11 protein-coding genes and 1 pseudogene are annotated in these 16,796 nt (G+C 56.4%); 4 read left to right on the top strand and 8 right to left on the bottom strand.

Annotated features, from left to right (window positions below; genetic code table 11):
• Nucleotides 1-74: 74 nt before the first annotated feature.
• Nucleotides 75-1,421, bottom strand: a complete 1,347-nt coding sequence (locus ACPPVP_RS00950; RefSeq protein ID WP_426527868.1) for an IS5 family transposase — start codon at nucleotides 1,419-1,421, stop codon at nucleotides 75-77.
• A 661-nt stretch (nucleotides 1,422-2,082) separates the two neighbouring features.
• On the opposite strand from ACPPVP_RS00950, the pseudogene ACPPVP_RS00955 reads away from it, so the two are divergent.
• A pseudogene (locus tag ACPPVP_RS00955) lies at nucleotides 2,083-2,730 on the top strand (magnesium chelatase domain-containing protein); the annotation flags it as partial.
• 92 nt (nucleotides 2,731-2,822) lie between these two features.
• Here ACPPVP_RS00955 and ACPPVP_RS00960 read toward each other — a convergent pair.
• From ACPPVP_RS00960 to ACPPVP_RS00975, 4 genes are all read right to left on the bottom strand, one after another.
• Entirely contained in the window at nucleotides 2,823-4,331 is a 1,509-nt protein-coding gene (locus ACPPVP_RS00960; protein ID WP_426530431.1) for a hypothetical protein, read from the bottom strand.
• 3 nt (nucleotides 4,332-4,334) lie between these two features.
• A complete protein-coding gene (locus tag ACPPVP_RS00965) occupies nucleotides 4,335-5,936 on the bottom strand; it encodes a hypothetical protein (RefSeq protein ID WP_426530433.1) in 1,602 nt (533 codons plus the stop codon).
• Nucleotides 5,937-5,946: 10 nt separating this feature from the next.
• Complete coding sequence (locus ACPPVP_RS00970) at nucleotides 5,947-7,008, bottom strand: hypothetical protein (protein ID WP_426530435.1); 1,062 nt, start codon at nucleotides 7,006-7,008, stop codon at nucleotides 5,947-5,949.
• Nucleotides 7,009-7,157: 149 nt separating this feature from the next.
• A complete protein-coding gene (locus ACPPVP_RS00975) occupies nucleotides 7,158-7,646 on the bottom strand; it encodes a hypothetical protein (protein ID WP_426530436.1) in 489 nt (162 codons plus the stop codon).
• Between the two features lie 161 nt (nucleotides 7,647-7,807).
• On the opposite strand from ACPPVP_RS00975, the gene ACPPVP_RS00980 reads away from it, so the two are divergent.
• Together ACPPVP_RS00980 and ACPPVP_RS00985 are read left to right on the top strand one after the other, a co-directional pair.
• Complete coding sequence (locus ACPPVP_RS00980; RefSeq protein ID WP_426530438.1) at nucleotides 7,808-8,674, top strand: hypothetical protein; 867 nt, start codon at nucleotides 7,808-7,810, stop codon at nucleotides 8,672-8,674.
• 306 nt (nucleotides 8,675-8,980) lie between these two features.
• Nucleotides 8,981-10,726 (top strand): adenylate/guanylate cyclase domain-containing protein, encoded by a 1,746-nt coding sequence (locus tag ACPPVP_RS00985; RefSeq protein ID WP_426530440.1) that lies wholly within the window; start codon nucleotides 8,981-8,983, stop codon nucleotides 10,724-10,726.
• A gap of 516 nt (nucleotides 10,727-11,242) precedes the next feature.
• On the opposite strand, the gene ACPPVP_RS00990 is transcribed toward ACPPVP_RS00985, so the two are convergent.
• The 3 genes from ACPPVP_RS00990 to ACPPVP_RS01000 all read right to left on the bottom strand — a co-directional run bounded on the left by ACPPVP_RS00990 (nucleotide 11,243) and on the right by ACPPVP_RS01000 (nucleotide 14,749).
• Nucleotides 11,243-12,829 carry a sensor histidine kinase gene (locus tag ACPPVP_RS00990; protein WP_426530442.1) on the bottom strand — a complete coding sequence of 529 codons (1,587 nt, stop codon included), beginning with the start codon at nucleotides 12,827-12,829 and terminating at the stop codon, nucleotides 11,243-11,245.
• Nucleotides 12,830-13,152: 323 nt separating this feature from the next.
• Entirely contained in the window at nucleotides 13,153-13,581 is a 429-nt protein-coding gene (locus ACPPVP_RS00995; protein ID WP_426530444.1) for a GNAT family N-acetyltransferase, read from the bottom strand.
• A 10-nt stretch (nucleotides 13,582-13,591) separates the two neighbouring features.
• Nucleotides 13,592-14,749 (bottom strand): DUF2652 domain-containing protein, encoded by a 1,158-nt coding sequence (locus ACPPVP_RS01000; RefSeq protein WP_426530446.1) that lies wholly within the window; start codon nucleotides 14,747-14,749, stop codon nucleotides 13,592-13,594.
• Nucleotides 14,750-15,073: 324 nt separating this feature from the next.
• Here ACPPVP_RS01000 and ACPPVP_RS01005 point away from each other — a divergent pair, with 324 nt between their 5' ends.
• Nucleotides 15,074-16,783 (top strand): IS630 family transposase, encoded by a 1,710-nt coding sequence (locus tag ACPPVP_RS01005; RefSeq protein WP_426530448.1) that lies wholly within the window; start codon nucleotides 15,074-15,076, stop codon nucleotides 16,781-16,783.
• Nucleotides 16,784-16,796: the final 13 nt, after the last annotated feature.

Genomic DNA, 16,796 nt, shown 5'->3' on the forward strand with positions numbered 1-16,796 from the left:
ACCCGTCGGCGGCGCGGTTTACATCCCGATTGTCCAGAGCGCGGTGAAAGCATTGCTCATTAACAAGTCGTCCGTTAAGAAGCTGATTTAAGCGCGGGCTGGAGGCTGACGACCGCGATTAGGGCTGTGAAGATGAGGCACCAAAGGGTCTTCAGCCAGGCGAGGATACGTCGGAAATTGTGGCCCACGGCTGAGAGGATGACGTTTGCGGCATCGCCGGCGCGGCCTTTGAGGTAGCAGCGGCCGAGGTGACCTTCGGCCTTCAGGTGTCCGATGATGGGCTCGATGGCGGAGCGGCGGCGCAACTCGCGCTTGATGACACCAAAGACGCCGCGCTTCTGGCCGGAGATGAAGACGCGACGGGGATTTTGCGCGTTGTGGCCGCGGTATCCCTTGTCAACATAGGCGCGCTCGATCGGACAGCCGGTGAGTGTTTCGGTGCGATCAATGATGTCCCGCAAGGTGTGACCGTCGTAGGGGTTATCGGGCAGTGCCCTGGCGTGCAGCACGAACAGGCCACCGGGAGCCCGGCGGTTGTTGGTGACGATGGAGGCCTTCACTCCGAACTCGTAAGGCGCCGCGGCCTTGCCTTTGCCGATGCACTCCACCTCAGGGGCATGGAAGGAATAAAGCTTCCAGCCGCGCTGGCGCTGCTGCTGCGAGCGGATCTGCGTGGCCCGGCCAAGCGGGAGGGCGAACGTCTCCTCCAGTGCTGGCTGGCCCTCGATCTTGCGGCGGATGTCGCGGATGATCCGGCCCAGCCTGGAGCGCAGGATACGCAACTGCCGCTGATGCCGCCTGAACTGTTTGGCATGGGCGTAGCGGCCCGCCATCATCGCTGCGGCCTTGGCGACGCGACAATAGGTTTGCCGCAGCCGCACCCCGTGCCTGGTCGCGAGGCGGTTGAGCCCCTTGATGGCCGCATGCAGCAGCTTGGCATCGGTCGGAAAGGTGATGGCCTTCGGCTGCACCGTGGTATCGACCGTGACCCGCTTGAGGTCTTTGCCGCGTAACGCGCCGGTCTCGTGCGCCACCCGAAGGCTCTCGGCCAACAACAGCTCCAGTCTGTCGCCAAGCCGCTTGCGCCAATGGCTCAGGTCCGAGCGCTCGTGCGGGAATGCGTGCTGGAAGAACTCTTCGCCGGTGAAGAACTGGAAATACGGGTCGTGGACCCAGCGCTCACACACCCCCTCATCGGACAGCCCGTAGATGTGCTTGAGCAACAACAGCCCGATCATGAAGCGGGTCTCAATCCCCGGCCGGCCGTTCTCGCTGTAGAGCGGCGCGATCTCGCCGTCGATCCAGTCCCAATCGATGTTGCCGGCAAGCAGAACCAGCTCGTGCTTCAGATTAATGATCTGGTCCAACCGCGCCCGGAACAGATCGTTGGATCCCGTCGACTTGTGCTTCTTCGGCCGCATCGGTCCCTCCGATACGACAGGGAATCATGCTTCGCTCTTCGAGGGAATCCAAAATCGAATTTGCAAGGTTCCGGTGCCCAAAGCACCAAAACCTTGCAATCTCAAATCAACCTTCAAACCAGATCATGATTCCAGATCAGCCGCTTAGCCGTTGTTCACGGACGACTAACAAAGGACCGGATTGGACCGCTGCCCAGTGGACCGCCGCCGCAATCGGCTTCTTTGCGGCGGCCGGCATCGGACGCGTTCTGGTCGCGCAAGGGTACACCACGCGGAATTGGGCCGTTATCCTGATGGCCATCGGACTGTGTGTTCCACCGGCCATCGTCCGATGGCTCGACGTCAGGAAGCGTCAGAAAAGCGGGTTACCCTGAACTGCCGGCAACGGCCTCGACGCGGCATTGAAGATGCTGGAGCAGCCGCAAGGCAGCGCGGCCGCGATCGCGGCGGGGAAGCTGAATTGAGTGGCCGCCATCCGTTTCCGTAACCCCTTTATTTGGCGACCGGCGGGAGCGCATTCGTCGAGGGCGGTAAGCAGCCAGGGGTTGTCGCTGTGTCCATTTGTATACGCACGGAATTAAAACCTGCCATCTTGTTCCCTAAACGTTCTTGACTTGCCCCACGGTTCCCCGCTACCTTTGATTGAGTGATGAGGGGCAGCATGGTCGCGCGGGTTTCTACCGTAGCCTTTGAAGGGATCGAGGCCCGCGCGGTCGACGTGCAGGTGCAGGTCGCGCCCGGCTTGCCGGCGTTTGCCATCGTCGGCCTGCCGGACAAGGCGGTGTCGGAGGCGCGCGAGCGGGTGCGTTCGGCGCTGATCGCCTCGGGGCTGGCGCTGCCGGCGCGCCGGATCATCGTCAACCTCGCGCCGGCCGATCTGCCGAAGGAAGGCAGCCATTACGATCTGCCGATCGCGCTCGGCCTGATGGCGGCGATCAGCGCGATTCCGCCGGACGCGCTCAACGGATTTACCGTGCTCGGCGAGCTCGGGCTCGACGGCTCGATCGCTCCCGTCGCGGGCGTATTGCCGGCCGCGATCGGCGCCAATGCGCGCGAGGAAGGCCTGATCTGTCCGGCGGCGTGCGGAACGGAAGCCGCCTGGGCGAGCCCCGATATCCAGATCATCGCGGCAAAATCGCTGATCCAGATCGCCAACCATTTTAAAGGCACGCAGGTGCTGTCGCGCCCGCAGCCGAAAGTGCACGAGCCGGAGGCGTCGCATCTCGATTTGCGCGACATCAAGGGCCAGGAAAGCGCCAAGCGCGCGCTGGAGATCGCCGCGGCCGGCGGGCATCATCTGCTGATGTTGTGAACAATTATCCGAGAGTCGGGGGACAATAGGCCGGTATCCATTGCTAAGTGATGGTCGAAATCTATTGTCCCCTGTACGGCGCTGTTGGCTCATGGATCTAAGAAAAAACGGGAGAGCAGGTTCCGATCTTCAGTGAGAGCCGGTTCGTCCACTCCCTCGACACGTTCTCGCCGATTTCGCTTTTGACTTAGAGCCATCGCCTTCTCCTCCGCAACCCGCGCTTCTACTTCGCGGTAGGAAAGCGCGAGCGTGGTCATTGTGGCAAGAATGTCTCTCGAAATTCCGTAGGATCTGATTTTCTTACCTGCAACCTTATGTGTTTTTGCCTCTATCAGATCCAGCCCCGCTCTTTTCAGGATCTCGTTCAGCTGGCGCGTCGGTTTCTTGTGATAATCGTTTCTAAGGGGCTGTCCTAAGATCTCTTCGATCATCGTTCGATTGTCGCGGCAAATGCCGACGAACCTAGTCAGGCTGTCAACTGAAACTACGGCCTTGTCGTCGAAGCCATCGGCAGAGGTCAGACCGGCAACCCGGATCAGGACGGCCATCAGCCGCTCCGGCCTCGTCTTATCGAGTCTCCCTTTGGGCGTTGTCGTGGGTTCAAGAAGCCAGCTTACCAAGTCAGCGCCCTGGTCGGCGGCAGGAAGCAACGGTAGTACCGCCGCTAGGGTACTGATCCGAGGCAAAAGCTTGCCATCGCGATCCAATTCAACCAAACGCTCATCAAGCGGGATGCCAACCGTTCTCTCAAAGTGATTGCGCTCATAGACGATGCGGTCCTCGTCCGACAAATTGGTGCCGTTCTGGATTTTCATATCCAGCTCGATGTAATCGTCGTTGCCGACCAACGGCGCAGCGAGCAGCTTTTCCGCTCTTTCGGCCGCCAAGATTTCTCGCGCAGCGGTCACGGGGCTCGTCGAAGCAGCCCCGTCCATCCACTCCACCGTCCAGCCATTGGCCACTCGAAGCGCGCAGAAGAGTTCGACCAACCGGTTCTTCGATGCCCGCTGCAGGGCAGTCACGTGCGCGCACAGGTTCAGCAACGGATCAGCCCGATCGTATTCGACCATCCCGTCGGGCCGTCTTCCACGCACGGCCCGAGGAACAGCGTAACCGCGCGCCAAATCGTCCATGATCACATCCACGTTGGACGTGAAGTTGAAAGTGGCCGGGTTAATCCACACATCCACCCTGCCAGGATGGCGAACTCTGCATAATTGCTGATCGATATCAGTGTGGGTGTTGATGAAAGGATAGAAAAATCCGAACACCCGGTCGACCAAGATCTGATCGTTCGGGAATGTCATATCGATGCCGGTTCCGATAGAGGGCGTACCAGCCAGGACCTGAATTTGTAAAAACTCTTCCTTGACGTTGGCGAGGAACCGGAGAATGCCGTCGTCGCGGGAGTTGTCGCTGGTGATTACGCGCATCGCGACATGGCCCCCGCATTCAATCAGAATCATGCGATGAACCGCTTTGATGTATTTTTTCGAATTGCTGACGATAAAGCAGCGCTCGCCGCGCTTGACGGCTGCTACGACCTCTCGCTCCAGAAACGCTCGGCTCTTGTGCAGGTAAACGGTGCGCTTGTGCATTTTCTAAACCGGCAGATTGTAGATGATCCGGCAACGCGACGCCCAGTCCTGCGGTCGCATGGTTCGCATGGCATGGGCAGTCACGAGACCTAAGTCGGCGTCGAGTGCCACAACCGCTTTCGAATTGGCGACTTCGAAGTGCATCGCGTCGAAACACCGTTCAAGCCCACGGCCCTTTTTGATCGTCTCGCCGAACAGATGGCTCAGCACTTGTTCGCTCTCGTCGATGATGACCAAGTCGAATGCTTTGCTGGCTGATTTTCCCTTCGCGTCGTTGAACTTGGGCAGACTGTCCAGCGTCACCGCCAACGTCCGGATGGGGCCCACCGGCTCTTCGCCTCTGTCGAGATAACAATGAAGTTCCAAGTTCTTGGCAGCCTCGCGGAGAAGCGACTGGCGGTGGCCAATGAGCAAGACTGATTTGGGCCAATCCCTGGACCGCAGATCGCTACGGATCTGGCCGGTCCGGATCTGGCCAAGCATGAACCTTAGCGCGTCTGTCTTTCCCGAGCCTTTTGCACTCTTTACCAACGTGATGCCGGGCTCATAGACCAAGCGCGGCAAATATCGCTCCTGAAGCCGTTCAAATCGCGGGCCGGGTGGAAAGAACCGCTCGAGACCCGTGGCGTCTTCGTTGATCCGTTGCTGTCCGGCAGCCAGTTCGTCGAATAACCGGTCGAACGCACCAAAATCGTAACCGTCATGCTCATTGCCCGGCCAGAAGGTCACCCCGCCCCCGCAGGCTGAGCAATGGATTCCGATCGATCCCAATCGCGACTTGACGGCGAAAGCGCTTGGGTCGTCATCGATGTGATGGGGACAATGCACACGGGTACCTTCGAGTAATTCGTCGAACCGGACCTTCTGCCCGCTGGCCGTGGTAATCAACTCTGGACCGGCGATGCGACGCGTTGAGACAATCGGCAACTGACCGCCTCCGGGCCTGCGCGAAGCCCTCACATCGCGGCCACGCGCGACCAGGCCCGCAACGACGTCCGGTGGCATCGTCCTCCCAAGATGAAAAATCGTCGCGTTGCTGGAACCAAAGAACAGGCGTCCGCCGTCGGTCACCGTGGCGTCGCTTCCCATCTTCAGCGCAATACCGAGCTGAGCATCGGCCCAGTAGGCGGCGTTCAGGATCGCCTCGTCGAGCAGGAAGATGATCCGGAAACGGTGACGTTCGGCCGTGTGCGAAACGGTGGTGTGGAGCAGCGCGGCGTAGCGCAGCACAAACGGGTGATTTCTCGCGTCATCAAGCGTCAGACCGCTATCAACATCGGCCGCCAAAAAACCTGCGATTGTGAAATTTGCGGTCTTTCGGTTGCCCCCGCGATACTGTGGCGCGATCGCCCATCCTTCCTGGATGCATTCGGCTAGCTCCGCCTCGGACATCTCGACGGGCTCCCAGCCCTTGCCTAGTTTGCGCCGAGACGCCTCATCCGGCTTGTCCTTGACACCAGTGTGAATGCTGAATGCGTACTTGATCTTGTGTGTCATGGCGTCGTCGGTCGGCGCCAGGCAGCCGGCGCTATGTTTGAGGTCGCGGTCGAAATGAAATCGCCGCCCTTCGGCGGCGATTCCTGTTTGATGGTGCGGTAGATCCAACGCTTAAGGGCTACCGTCGACGCCTGCGCCGGTCCCTACGCGTGTTCTCTGTGCGCTGATGCCTTACGCGGTAGAGCGTGTTCTTGCCGTACGGGAGATGCCAATCTGCCGGCTCGACCGAGGTTTTGAAGGCGGGGTGCGCATGAATGAACGTCGACAATGCATCTTTGACAGTCTCAAGCCGAACGGCGCCATCGCCAGTGAGGAAAGTTCCGAGCAATGCTGCATGGCAAGCGCGGATTGTGGCGTCATCGGCCTTCGTAAAATTGAACACTTCGAGGGTCCAATCAGTCCATTCCGCAGATGAATATTCGGCCGTTAGGTGATCCCAGACCACAGCACCGGATTTGTGCCACTCAAGGGGCGACGGCCGGACATGAGCGAGGCATGCCGCCCAGTGTTCGACAAGTTCGATCCGAGATTGTTGTGCAGAGAATGCGCCTATCAAGCGATCATCAACCGCCGTCATAAACGCACCTGCGCATGGATCGGGATCTGCGTTCGGGAGCCGCACCATTCGCAACTCATGTTCTTTCGAAGCTGCGGGAATGGTCGGTCCAGACCATGCTGCGGACTGCAGGAACGACTTATTCAATCCGGCCAGAGCGGAGTGGAGCGGCACCTGTTCATCAGCGATTCTGTTGCGGAGAATGCTGTCATTGCGATCGGCGCTTGCAGAGCAGCGTTCCGCATTGCCGCCTGTATGGTGATCGCTTCTACGATCCTCCTCCTTATCCTCGCTTTCGAGCGGCGAGGACGATCTGTCGACAACGGGTTCTTCGAAGGCAAACTCCCTGTCCTGATATTTGTTTTCCCAAGTCCTGATTGCCGCTGAATGTGCACTGAGTTGCTCGAGGTGCATCCTAATCAGGTCCCGTTCGGCAACATACAGCTCCGCGTTATCCTCTAGCCAGCTCATAACAAGCCGCATCAATGGCTCGATCATCGAGGCTATCAATTTGCTCAGTTCACGAGCCCGTTCGAGTTCGTAATTTTTCCACTTCTGCAAATTAATCAAATACTGCTCATCGGGCGTTACTCCGCCCGGTCGATCTTCGTCTGCGTTCGCCATGTTGGCTCCTCTTATGTCAATTAGGCCTACGCTGAAAATCAGCGTAAGCCTGGGACTAGAAGCCGGTTATGAAAGCGATTGCCATTGCGTAGTTGGGTGACTTAATTGCGCAATTAGGTCACCCAACTACGCAATAGATTATGAGGACGTCAGCGTTTATTTCTCTGCGAGATTGCGTCTTGGATTGGTTTCGTCAGGCCGCTTCGGGTTATCTTGTATTGAAGGTTTTCGGCTATCTCACCTCTTATACGTTCAGCGACCAGATGACGGCAGATTTGAGCGATACTTGTTGTATCCAGCGCTATACCGGCGGCGATGCATTGTTGCATCACCTCGTCTTTCTCATCTTGAGTCATGGGTTGCGGACCTGGTCTGCCCTTCCTGATCATCATCAAAGAGTCATGCAGTAATTGCCACCAGTGAAATGGATCTTCGATGTTCAAGTTGGCGTCGTGAAACTGATCTTGCAGGAACTTATCATCTTCGTCACCCATTGGAATTAGAGTCACAACGAGTTCAAATGAGTTGTCTGGGTCCGCATGATTTATCTTTGGTGCAATGCTCGACTTGGCCATGTTTTTCCGAGCGAGAGCGACAAGATGCTCGTCCCATAACTTCTGAATTTTTTTTGCGGGCATTGAAACACCTTTCACTCTGCTCTTGGGGTTCACAGAAAGTGCGAGCTAGCGACGACCCCTGCCCTAAACACTGCCCCGAGTCAAACAAGCGAACCGGCATGATCAGAACTGGTGAAATGCTTAGCAACGCGACAATCTGTGACGTGTTCGGAGTCGCGAACATGGGCGGGATACGCGTGAGCAAGTCCCGTGACCTGATTGTTTTGATTTCGAACAACACCGACCCGACTTACCGCAACGAATGGACGGACGGCACGTTGCAATTCGTCGGTATCGGCTCGACCGGACCACAAAAGCTCGACAGACAAAACAAAACACTTGCCAGCTCCAAGCGCAACGGCATGGCAGTCCATCTATTCGAGGTGTTCGAAAAATCGAAATACGTTTACGCGGGCGAAGTCGAGCTTGCTGATGAACCGTATCTGTCGGATCAACGGGACGCGACTGGTGCCAGTCGGTTGGTATGGATGTTTCCGCTCCGTCGGAAAGTGACCGATACTGCGGAAACACGGACCAATGGTGGCTCGCCCAAGATCTATCTTCCCCATGGTGCATACGCGGTGATCGAAGGCAATCTTACGGATAAGCAGGTTGACTTGGTCCACGAGGCCCTGGACCGACTAAAAGGCGCCGGTGTGGTCACTGTCGACCAGAGGGACGTCGACCTCGCGCGGTACGAGAAAGCGCTGGCAGCTTGGCATGCCCGCGTGCTTGATCGCGTTCGCGGGTCGATTAAAGCACTCATAGCAAAGCGGAAACGTGCCGCGAAGGAAAGAAATCAGGAATTTCGCCTGATCGATGATGAACTTAAGATCAATAGCGCCAGTGATGAGACGGAGTTACGCGCAGCTCTCGTGTTCTTGGACCGTGACGATACAACTAGCGCCAATCAGATTTTCGACGAGGCGATGTCTCGCGAGACAATGCCCGAACCACCGAAATGGCTCAAACAGTCGTCCGATCCGACCGACATCGCCCTCGTACGCCCGTCAGCGATTGACCAAACTAAACTCAAGGACTTTTGCTGAATTCGAAGTCGCTGGCGTTCTCCTTGAGGGGGATCCTAATTCGGCTTCCCCCCTGGGGCGGCGCCCCCCGGAGCCCCGAATACCCGATTACTCAACGTCTGCTTAACTGGGCGGACCCGACGTCAGATGCTTAGTCTCCTGACTTCCGCGAATGACCCACCTCAGGCCAGCCCGGGCTGACGCACGCTATCAACCCGCGCTAACTCGAACCGGATTTGTGCTTTCCAGCAATTCCTGCTCACATAGCTGCAATGAGGTGCTAAACTCCCTCATTGTCCGTGGTTAGTCTGTCGTGCGGAGGACGCTGTGACCGAGCAGCGGGTTCAGAGGCGACTAGCGGCGATCTTGGCCGCCGACGTCGTCGGTTACTCCGCGTTGATGCAACGCGCTGAGGAAGCGACATACGTCGAGTTCGAGCGAGTCAAGCGAGAACTGATCGAGCCGAGCCTCTCCCGCCACGAAGGACGACTTATCAAAACAACGGGTGATGGCGCGCTTATCGAATTTGCGAGTCCGTTAGCCGGCATACGGTGCGCTATCGAGATACAAGAGTATCTCGCTTCGAGCAGCAGTCCACTAAGATTACGCATCGGGCTTAACCTCGGTGATGTTATCGTGGGCAAGGATGGCGAACTCTACGGTGACGGGATCAACATTGCTGTCCGGCTGGAGGGACTCGCTGACCCAGGCGGTGTCTTGATTTCCGAAAAAGTATATGGCGAAGTCGAAGGCAAGTTGGATGTTCGCTTCGAGGATCGCGGCGAGCAGTCGCTCAAAAACATCTCAAAGCCCATCCGCACGTATGCTGTGCTCAACGGAACATTTAACACGGCGACCGAAGGACTAAGTGCAGCCCCTGCACTTCCAAACAAACCTTCCATCGCCGTGCTGCCGTTCGAAAACATGAGCGGCGACCCCGAACAAGAATACTTTGCGGATGGAATGGTTGAGGAGATCATTACCTCGTTGTCACGCTTGAAATCGTTGTTCGTAATCGCTCGCAATTCAAGCTTTGTATTCAAAGGCAAAGCCGTGGATATCAAGGAGGTCGGACGGAGGCTGGGTGTTCGCTACGTGCTTGAGGGGTCTGTGCGCAGAGCATCGGGGAAGGTTCGCATCACGGGGCAGTTGATTGATGCCATGACGGGTACGCACATTTGGGCGGATAGGTTCGAGCGTGATTTAAGTGACGTTTTCGCCCTGCAAGACGAAGTAACGGCCGCCGTTGTCTCGGTCATTCAGCCGAAATTGCTTCAGGCAGAAATCGCAATTGCGACGCGGCGGCGATCGGAAAACCTCAGCTCATATGAATTTTATCTCCGAGCGATGCAGCAATCCTACCTAACTAGCCGCGAGGGTGTGGCCGAGACACTCCGGCTAGCTCATCGCGCGTTAGAGCTGGACCCTCGATTTGGAGTAGTCGCGGCCCTGGCAGGCGTCTGTCACATGCGAAATGTCACTTTGGGCTATGCCGACGATCCTCAACTCGAGCGCAAGGAAGCAGTTCGGCTACTTCAATTGGCTTTGAGTGTCGACGATAGCGATCCGGACACGCTGGTGTGGGCTAGTACGATCTCGGCCTGGATGGTCGGCGATCATGAAGGTGCGATTGAAATGGCAAACCGGGCGGTCGCGCTCAACCCGAATTCAAGTCTCGCATGGGGCAACAGAGGCTGGATCTACAAGATCGCGGGGCTTTCGGACGAAGCGGTCCGGAGCTTCGAACATGCCATTCGGATGAGTCCGATAGAGCCGCTCTTGCATCGAGCTTTCTTTGGAATGGCGACGGCGTTTATTGAACTTCGTCGCTTCGACGAGGCCATCGTCGCAGGGGAGAAAGCCCTGCGTCAGACCCCCTCCTATTCGCCAGCTTACCGGTGTCTCGCATCTGCTTTCGCTCATCTCGGACGAGACACGGAAGCGGGTCAGGCGGTGGGACGTCTGCTTGAGCTCGATCCCGACTTTACAATATCTGCGTTTATTGCACGAGGAGGGCAAGCAAACGCAAAGCTGTACATCGAGGGTCTTCGGAAGGCAGGGGTGCCTGAATGAGGCGGTGCGCGCTCGCAGTTCTCGTGGATCCAGCGGACAGTCAAGGACGACGTAGGGTTTGATTTAGCCAGAGTAGGCGCGGATGTTGGGATGTGGTTTATTGTTTCTCACCCTCACTTCGTTCGGGTGAGCGCCCTTCGGGCGTGTTCGGATTGTTATTCGTACCGCCTTCCTCACTTACCAGTTCCAACAAAACTTTCGTGCGTTGCGGCTGAGGACATCACTTTGCTACCAAGCAAAATGATCCGTGCGTATTACGGCTTTCGGTATCATCGGATCAGAAGACCAGTTTCATGGTCGGGACCGGCAGTGCGGTGATACGCCGATACTGATACTGAGATGTCCCGCTACTTACTGAACCAACTCCGTAGTCTAGACCGCGTCTGTCACGGGGCAGCGATGTGTCAGGCCAACAGCTCAAACACGTGGCCGGCGCCCGCTTTGCGAGGGGGTTAAAGGGTCAGGCAACCCATTTGGGGGAAGCGAAAGCTGCTGCGTTCCCGGACAATTCCGAAATTAGGGGCTAGTCTCAGCGTCAGTTTGCGCTTCAGTCACAAGATTGGCTGCTGGTATGGATACGCTCCATTCGAGCCCGCGCGTGGCGAATTCAAGGGTGACCTTCGCATTTAGTGAGCGTTCTATCATTTCGCCTATGACGAGATGTCCAAATCCTTTGCGCGACGGCCGGGCCACGCGCGGCCCGCCATGCTCGACCCACTTCAGCAACAATCCACGTGATGCAAGCGGTTCACTGTCGAACACCCAGGATATTTTGATCTTGCCTTCAGGCACCGAAAGGGAGCCGTACTTGATTGCATTTGTCGCAAGTTCGTGGATTGCAAGTCCGATCGCCTGGGTAGCTTCCGCCGTAACGACAATCTCGGATCCGGTAATTTCGACTCGCGAGCTTTGAATATCCATAAAGGGCATAAGCTGCTGACGCAGCAGATCCCCAAGAGGCGCTCCTTGCCAACTGTTACGAACTAACACATCGTGTGACGCGGCGAGACCCTGCAGACGTTTTCCGAACCGGATCTCAAACTCCTCCATCGTCGTGGTCGTGCGAGCCGTTCGGCGAGAAATGGACTGGATCACGGCAAGCAAATTCTTCGAGCGGTGCGATAGTTCATGCATTAAGAATTGAACATGGTCTTCCGCTGCTTTGCGTTCGGTGACGTCGGCCACAATGCTGACAAGGCGGAGAGCTTTCCCATCCGGCGTGCGAGCGACAACTCGGCCGTGGCCCCTGAGCCAGAGTGTTGTGCCGTCCGGCCAAACCACCCGGTACTCAGAGGTGAATGAGTCCTGCTTGTCTGCAAGCTCGTGGAATTTTTGCATAAGGTAGCGGTCATCGGGGTGTAACGCCGACCAATATTCGTCTTGGGCGCCTCCCACGTGTCCCCGGCCGCCAGGAAGTTTGATCCCGAACAGATCCATGCCCTCCGGCGTCCAGAGTCTGGTTTTGGCCACCAAATCTGTTTCCCACGTGCCCATTCGACCAGCCGCAAGGGCAGATCGGTAAAGGGCTTGCCCATCCTGTAACCGCCGATTGGCTTCGGATAGTTCTTGGGTTTTGAACTCCAGAGCCTTTTCGATCCTCAGGCGCTCACTTGTTTCCACCGCCGTGATGAGCACGCCACCTATCCCGGTCGGCGATGAAGGATCGGGCACTGGACTGTAGCTGACGGTAAAATGCGCCGTCTCCCAACTGGTGCCACGACGGCGAATTGTCAGAGGCCAGTCCTCGGAATAGACGCCAGGACTTTCGCCAGCGAGAATTGCTTCCTGTAGGGGGATCAGTTCTGAAACTACCTCCGGCCATACAACGCGAAATGGCAGCCCCAGCGCCCACGGGTGCTTGTCCGCCAAGATGGGCCGGTATCCGTCATTATAGATCAGGATAAATTCGGGCCCCCAGCGTACGGCCATCGGAAAGCCGGACGCGGTCATGATCCCGACGATAAGCTTAAGGCTGGGAGACCACCTATTCGAATCACCTAACGCCGTCGTCGACCAGTCCTTGCTCGCGATCAGGCGAGCCATTTCCTTTTTCGTGGAGGGATCAGCCAGTGGCAGTTTTGCTCCGTTCTCATCCAGCGACATTTTGACATTTGCCTACAGAACTACGGAAACAGCTAAACGCGCACTGTTATACCGCGGTATTGAACACAGGGTCGAGCAACTTGATCACCCGTACCGGTCCCGCCCTCGGGGCGAAGCCGCCGGTCCGCTAGGAGTTGCGCAATAGCCACGTTACTCACCAGCGCTTATGGAGAAACCCTTTTGCTGCGCTGCAGAAGTCCGCTGGCACGTTGCGAATTGCTTACGCATGCTGCAAATGTCCGTTGATCGGCTGGACCGGAAGTGGCTATCAGAATGACGTGCATGAACTAACTGAGACATGAGGCCTGACCAGCTTCTGCGGCTTATAGTGTTTTGCAGAGGATCACATTGACGTGGCCTTCGGGCCAACCTTCGAACTCGGCCATACGCTTGAAGCCTGCCTTTTCATACATCCCCGGCGCTTGGAAGTCGTAGCTCGCCACCCAAATACGGCCAACGCCTCGACGGCGAGCTTCTTCTACAAAGGCTTCCAATAGGTCACGCGCATAACCACGTCCACGATAAGCCTTATCGACCCACATCTGCTTGAGTTCGGAAATGCCAGCCCACGTATAGCCAGCAGCCGCGCCGACTATCTGTCCCGCATCGTCCCGAATTACGAACCCCAACCTTTGGCCATCATGGCGTCCGGTCGCATGTCTATTGTGTTCGTAGAAGCGATCTTCTATCGCATCGATCTCATTCGGAGTTAGGTCATGCCGGGCTTCTAGATGAAGAGGCATAGCGAGCATAACCTCTCGTTCAACTTGCGTTTGATTTCACCGCCTCGGTTAAGAATCGCTCGCTCGAGGCAATCAAGGGCGGCTCATCGATCATAGAGACCGAAGTCTGCTGTCCTTCCAGCACGACTCGCAATTTTTCGACGGCCGTGGTGATATTTTCTTTGAACTTCTCTGCTGCCTGGTCGACAAACGCTTTGTCCTTTGGCTTGGGCTGGGCAACGCGCATTTCTAGGTGGGTCGCGCCATCTGTTCGATCTTGAAAAGCATGAGTCAGCATAATTTTGGGCGCGCCCGAGATTGGAAGAAGAGTGCTCACGGTGATATAGTCGGAGGGGCGCCAATCCAGCACTTCTTCGACGATGGCATCCTTTCCGTGCATGCAATGATTCTCAGTACCAATTCCCCTGCGCTTGTTGCTTGAGTTTTCGATGATCGCATCAGCGGGCCACCATTTCTGTCGCTGCCCGGGCACTGTAAAATGTTCCCATACTGTCTGGCGAGGTGCGGCGATATCAAAACCCCACATCAGATAAGCATTGGCCCGCGTAACTTCCACGTGCGTGTTCCCGTTTTCTGCTTTCCACGCGTCATCAAGGTCGCGCAGCCAGACCTTAACGTCGCCAATGATCTCGATAGTTTCGCAGTGTTCGACGAGTCCCTGTGCCACCGGATCCATGCTCAAAGTCTGAACGCAGGCGTCGCTGTAAAGCGCATAGGCTCGGCAGCCGACCTTCTCAGAGATCGTGTTCTTGAGGAGTCTATGGACAAGGATCACATCGCGTCCGGCAAGCTCTTCGCGCCCGCCCATCTTCTGCTTAACCATCTGGCCGTGATGGATAACAAACTTAAAATCAAGATCACTCATCGCAACGCAGGCTTGGCACTCGCAGGTCGATGCCTGCTTGACGTCTCGCAGCCGCCTTCGGAACTTGAAATAGGCCGACTCGATGCTATCCTGTAAGAGCGAGCCGTCGACCTTCTCTGCCACCGCGTAGACGAAAGCGGCATCACCCTCAAATTTAGCAAGTCGGAAAGGCGGTCTCAGACCTTTGACCACTGTGTTCATGAGATCGGCGATAATGTCCTGCGCGTGGTCGAGTTCGACCCCTGCGAGGAACTTCGTATAGCCGGAGATATCGGCGATCGCGAAATAAGCCAATTCGGGTTTCGGAAGCATCGAAATGTCTCCCTAAGCACGCGGAACGTCTCCGATCTTATGCCACGAACTGTCGCGAAAGGCGTGAGGAATTCACGGCTCAGGGCGCTCTTGTTTCACCATTGTCGCTCTTTGGATGACGATAGTTCCTGGCCTGCAACGGACCAGCCCCGCCGGTTGGTTGATGTCCGTTGATCGGGGCAAAGCGGAGGTGGCGTTGCGGGACTGTCGAGGCAGCTTTCGACCGACCCATAGCGACTGTTTGCTGATATGCTTTGTTGCGGCGCATCACGAGCAACGTAATTCCCAACTTCTAATGCTCATCCCTGATTTCGGGAGATGGCGATGTATCGGAATATTCGGCAGTGGCGTGAAATCCGACGGCGCATTTTAGAGAAAGGCGCACCGAAAAAGCGGGTGTCCGCCGAGACCGGGATCAGCCGGAAAACGATCAACAAGATGCTCGCACATGAGGAACCTCCAGGCTACCGCTGCAGGCGAAGTCGATACCCAAAACTGGCACCACACATTCTCACGATTGATCGACTTCTGGGGAATAGTGAGGCATTTCCATTTGTTGCCAAGCTGACGATCCAAGATATCGTCCATCATTTAAGTCGTGAGGAAGGGTTTGATGGAAGTTACGATTCCGTACGGAATTACATCAATCGCCGGGCGCAGGATCTAGAGAGTTCGTGGGCACGCGCGTATGACCTAATAGTTTGTCTTCCGAAGCCTCGTGCGCTTGACCTGATCCGGTGCTTGGCGCGAAGCCAACCACCAGCATTTGCGTCTGCACAGCTTCGATCATTCATACGCGAAGCTGCATGTCCCAGGATGCCGTCGGCGCGATCTAGCCGCGAGCGGCAACGTCTCTTGCACATAGAATGGATGAGGCGGCTGCTTCAGAAAGAGTTAAGTGAGCACCTCGATAACGATTTGGGCGATATCCCTGGTCTTTCCACATTGCTTGGGCGCCTCCACAATGGTCGGCTAGTGGACCGCAATCGCGCCATGGTCGCCTTGGCTAGCCGTAGACACATTCCAAATCGGACGATTTCTGAATTTCTTGGCGTCGGCAAGGCCTTCGTTCGCAAGTGTAGAAACAAGTTTGAAAGCGATGGCGCCCCCTGTTTATTTGCTCCTCAAACCAAGTCGAACCGCAAAATGGACAACGAGGATTTGCGGAAAGCGATTTTCAGCCTGTTGCACGAACCGCCAAGCAATCACGGCATCAATCGAACGTCCTGGACAATGGCGCTCTTGCGCCGGGTGTTGAAGGAGAATGGCACACAAATTGGCACCGCGCTTATTGCCAGAATGATCAAGGCGGCAGGCTATAAGTGGCGCAAGGCGAAAATCGTCCTGACATCGAACGATCCAAGCTACAAGGAGAAGCTCGCTCACATTCGGTACATCCTCTCAAATCTGCAGCCCGACGAGGCCTTCTTTTCGATTGACGAATACGGCCCATTTGCAATCAAAGCCAAACCCGGACGCACATTGTCTCCCGCCGGTATTCAACCGACTGTCCCTCAATGGCAAAAATCGCGTGGATGTTTGATTATGACGGCGGCGCTGGAATTATCTGGCAACCAGGTGACCCATTTCTACAGCGCAAGGAAAAACACCGCCGAGATGATCCGTATGATGAATGTTTTGATCAAGAGATACGGTGACCGCCGAAAGCTTTATCTATCGTGGGACGCTGCTTCATGGCACATTTCAAAACAACTTTTCGCTCGTATCAATGCTCACAACTCGGTGGTTTCCAATGAGGGCGGCCCGGTCATCGAAACCGCACCCTTACCGGCTGGCGCTCAATTCTTGAACGTAATCGAGTCAGTCTTCAGTGGCATGGCGCGTGCGATAATCCACAACAGCGATTATAGGTCTCTGGATATCGCAAAGGCGGCGATTGACCGATACTTCGTGGATAGGAATGCTCATTTTCAGAAGCACCCAAAGAAGGCCGGGAAGAAAATCTGGGGTAGTGAGCGGGAGATATCTGCGTTTTCGGATGCGAATAACTGTAAGGATCCACGATACCGATAACCGCGCTCTGAGG

Source organism: Bradyrhizobium sp. McL0615 (assembly GCF_049993905.1).
Lineage (GTDB): Bacteria > Pseudomonadota > Alphaproteobacteria > Rhizobiales > Xanthobacteraceae > Bradyrhizobium.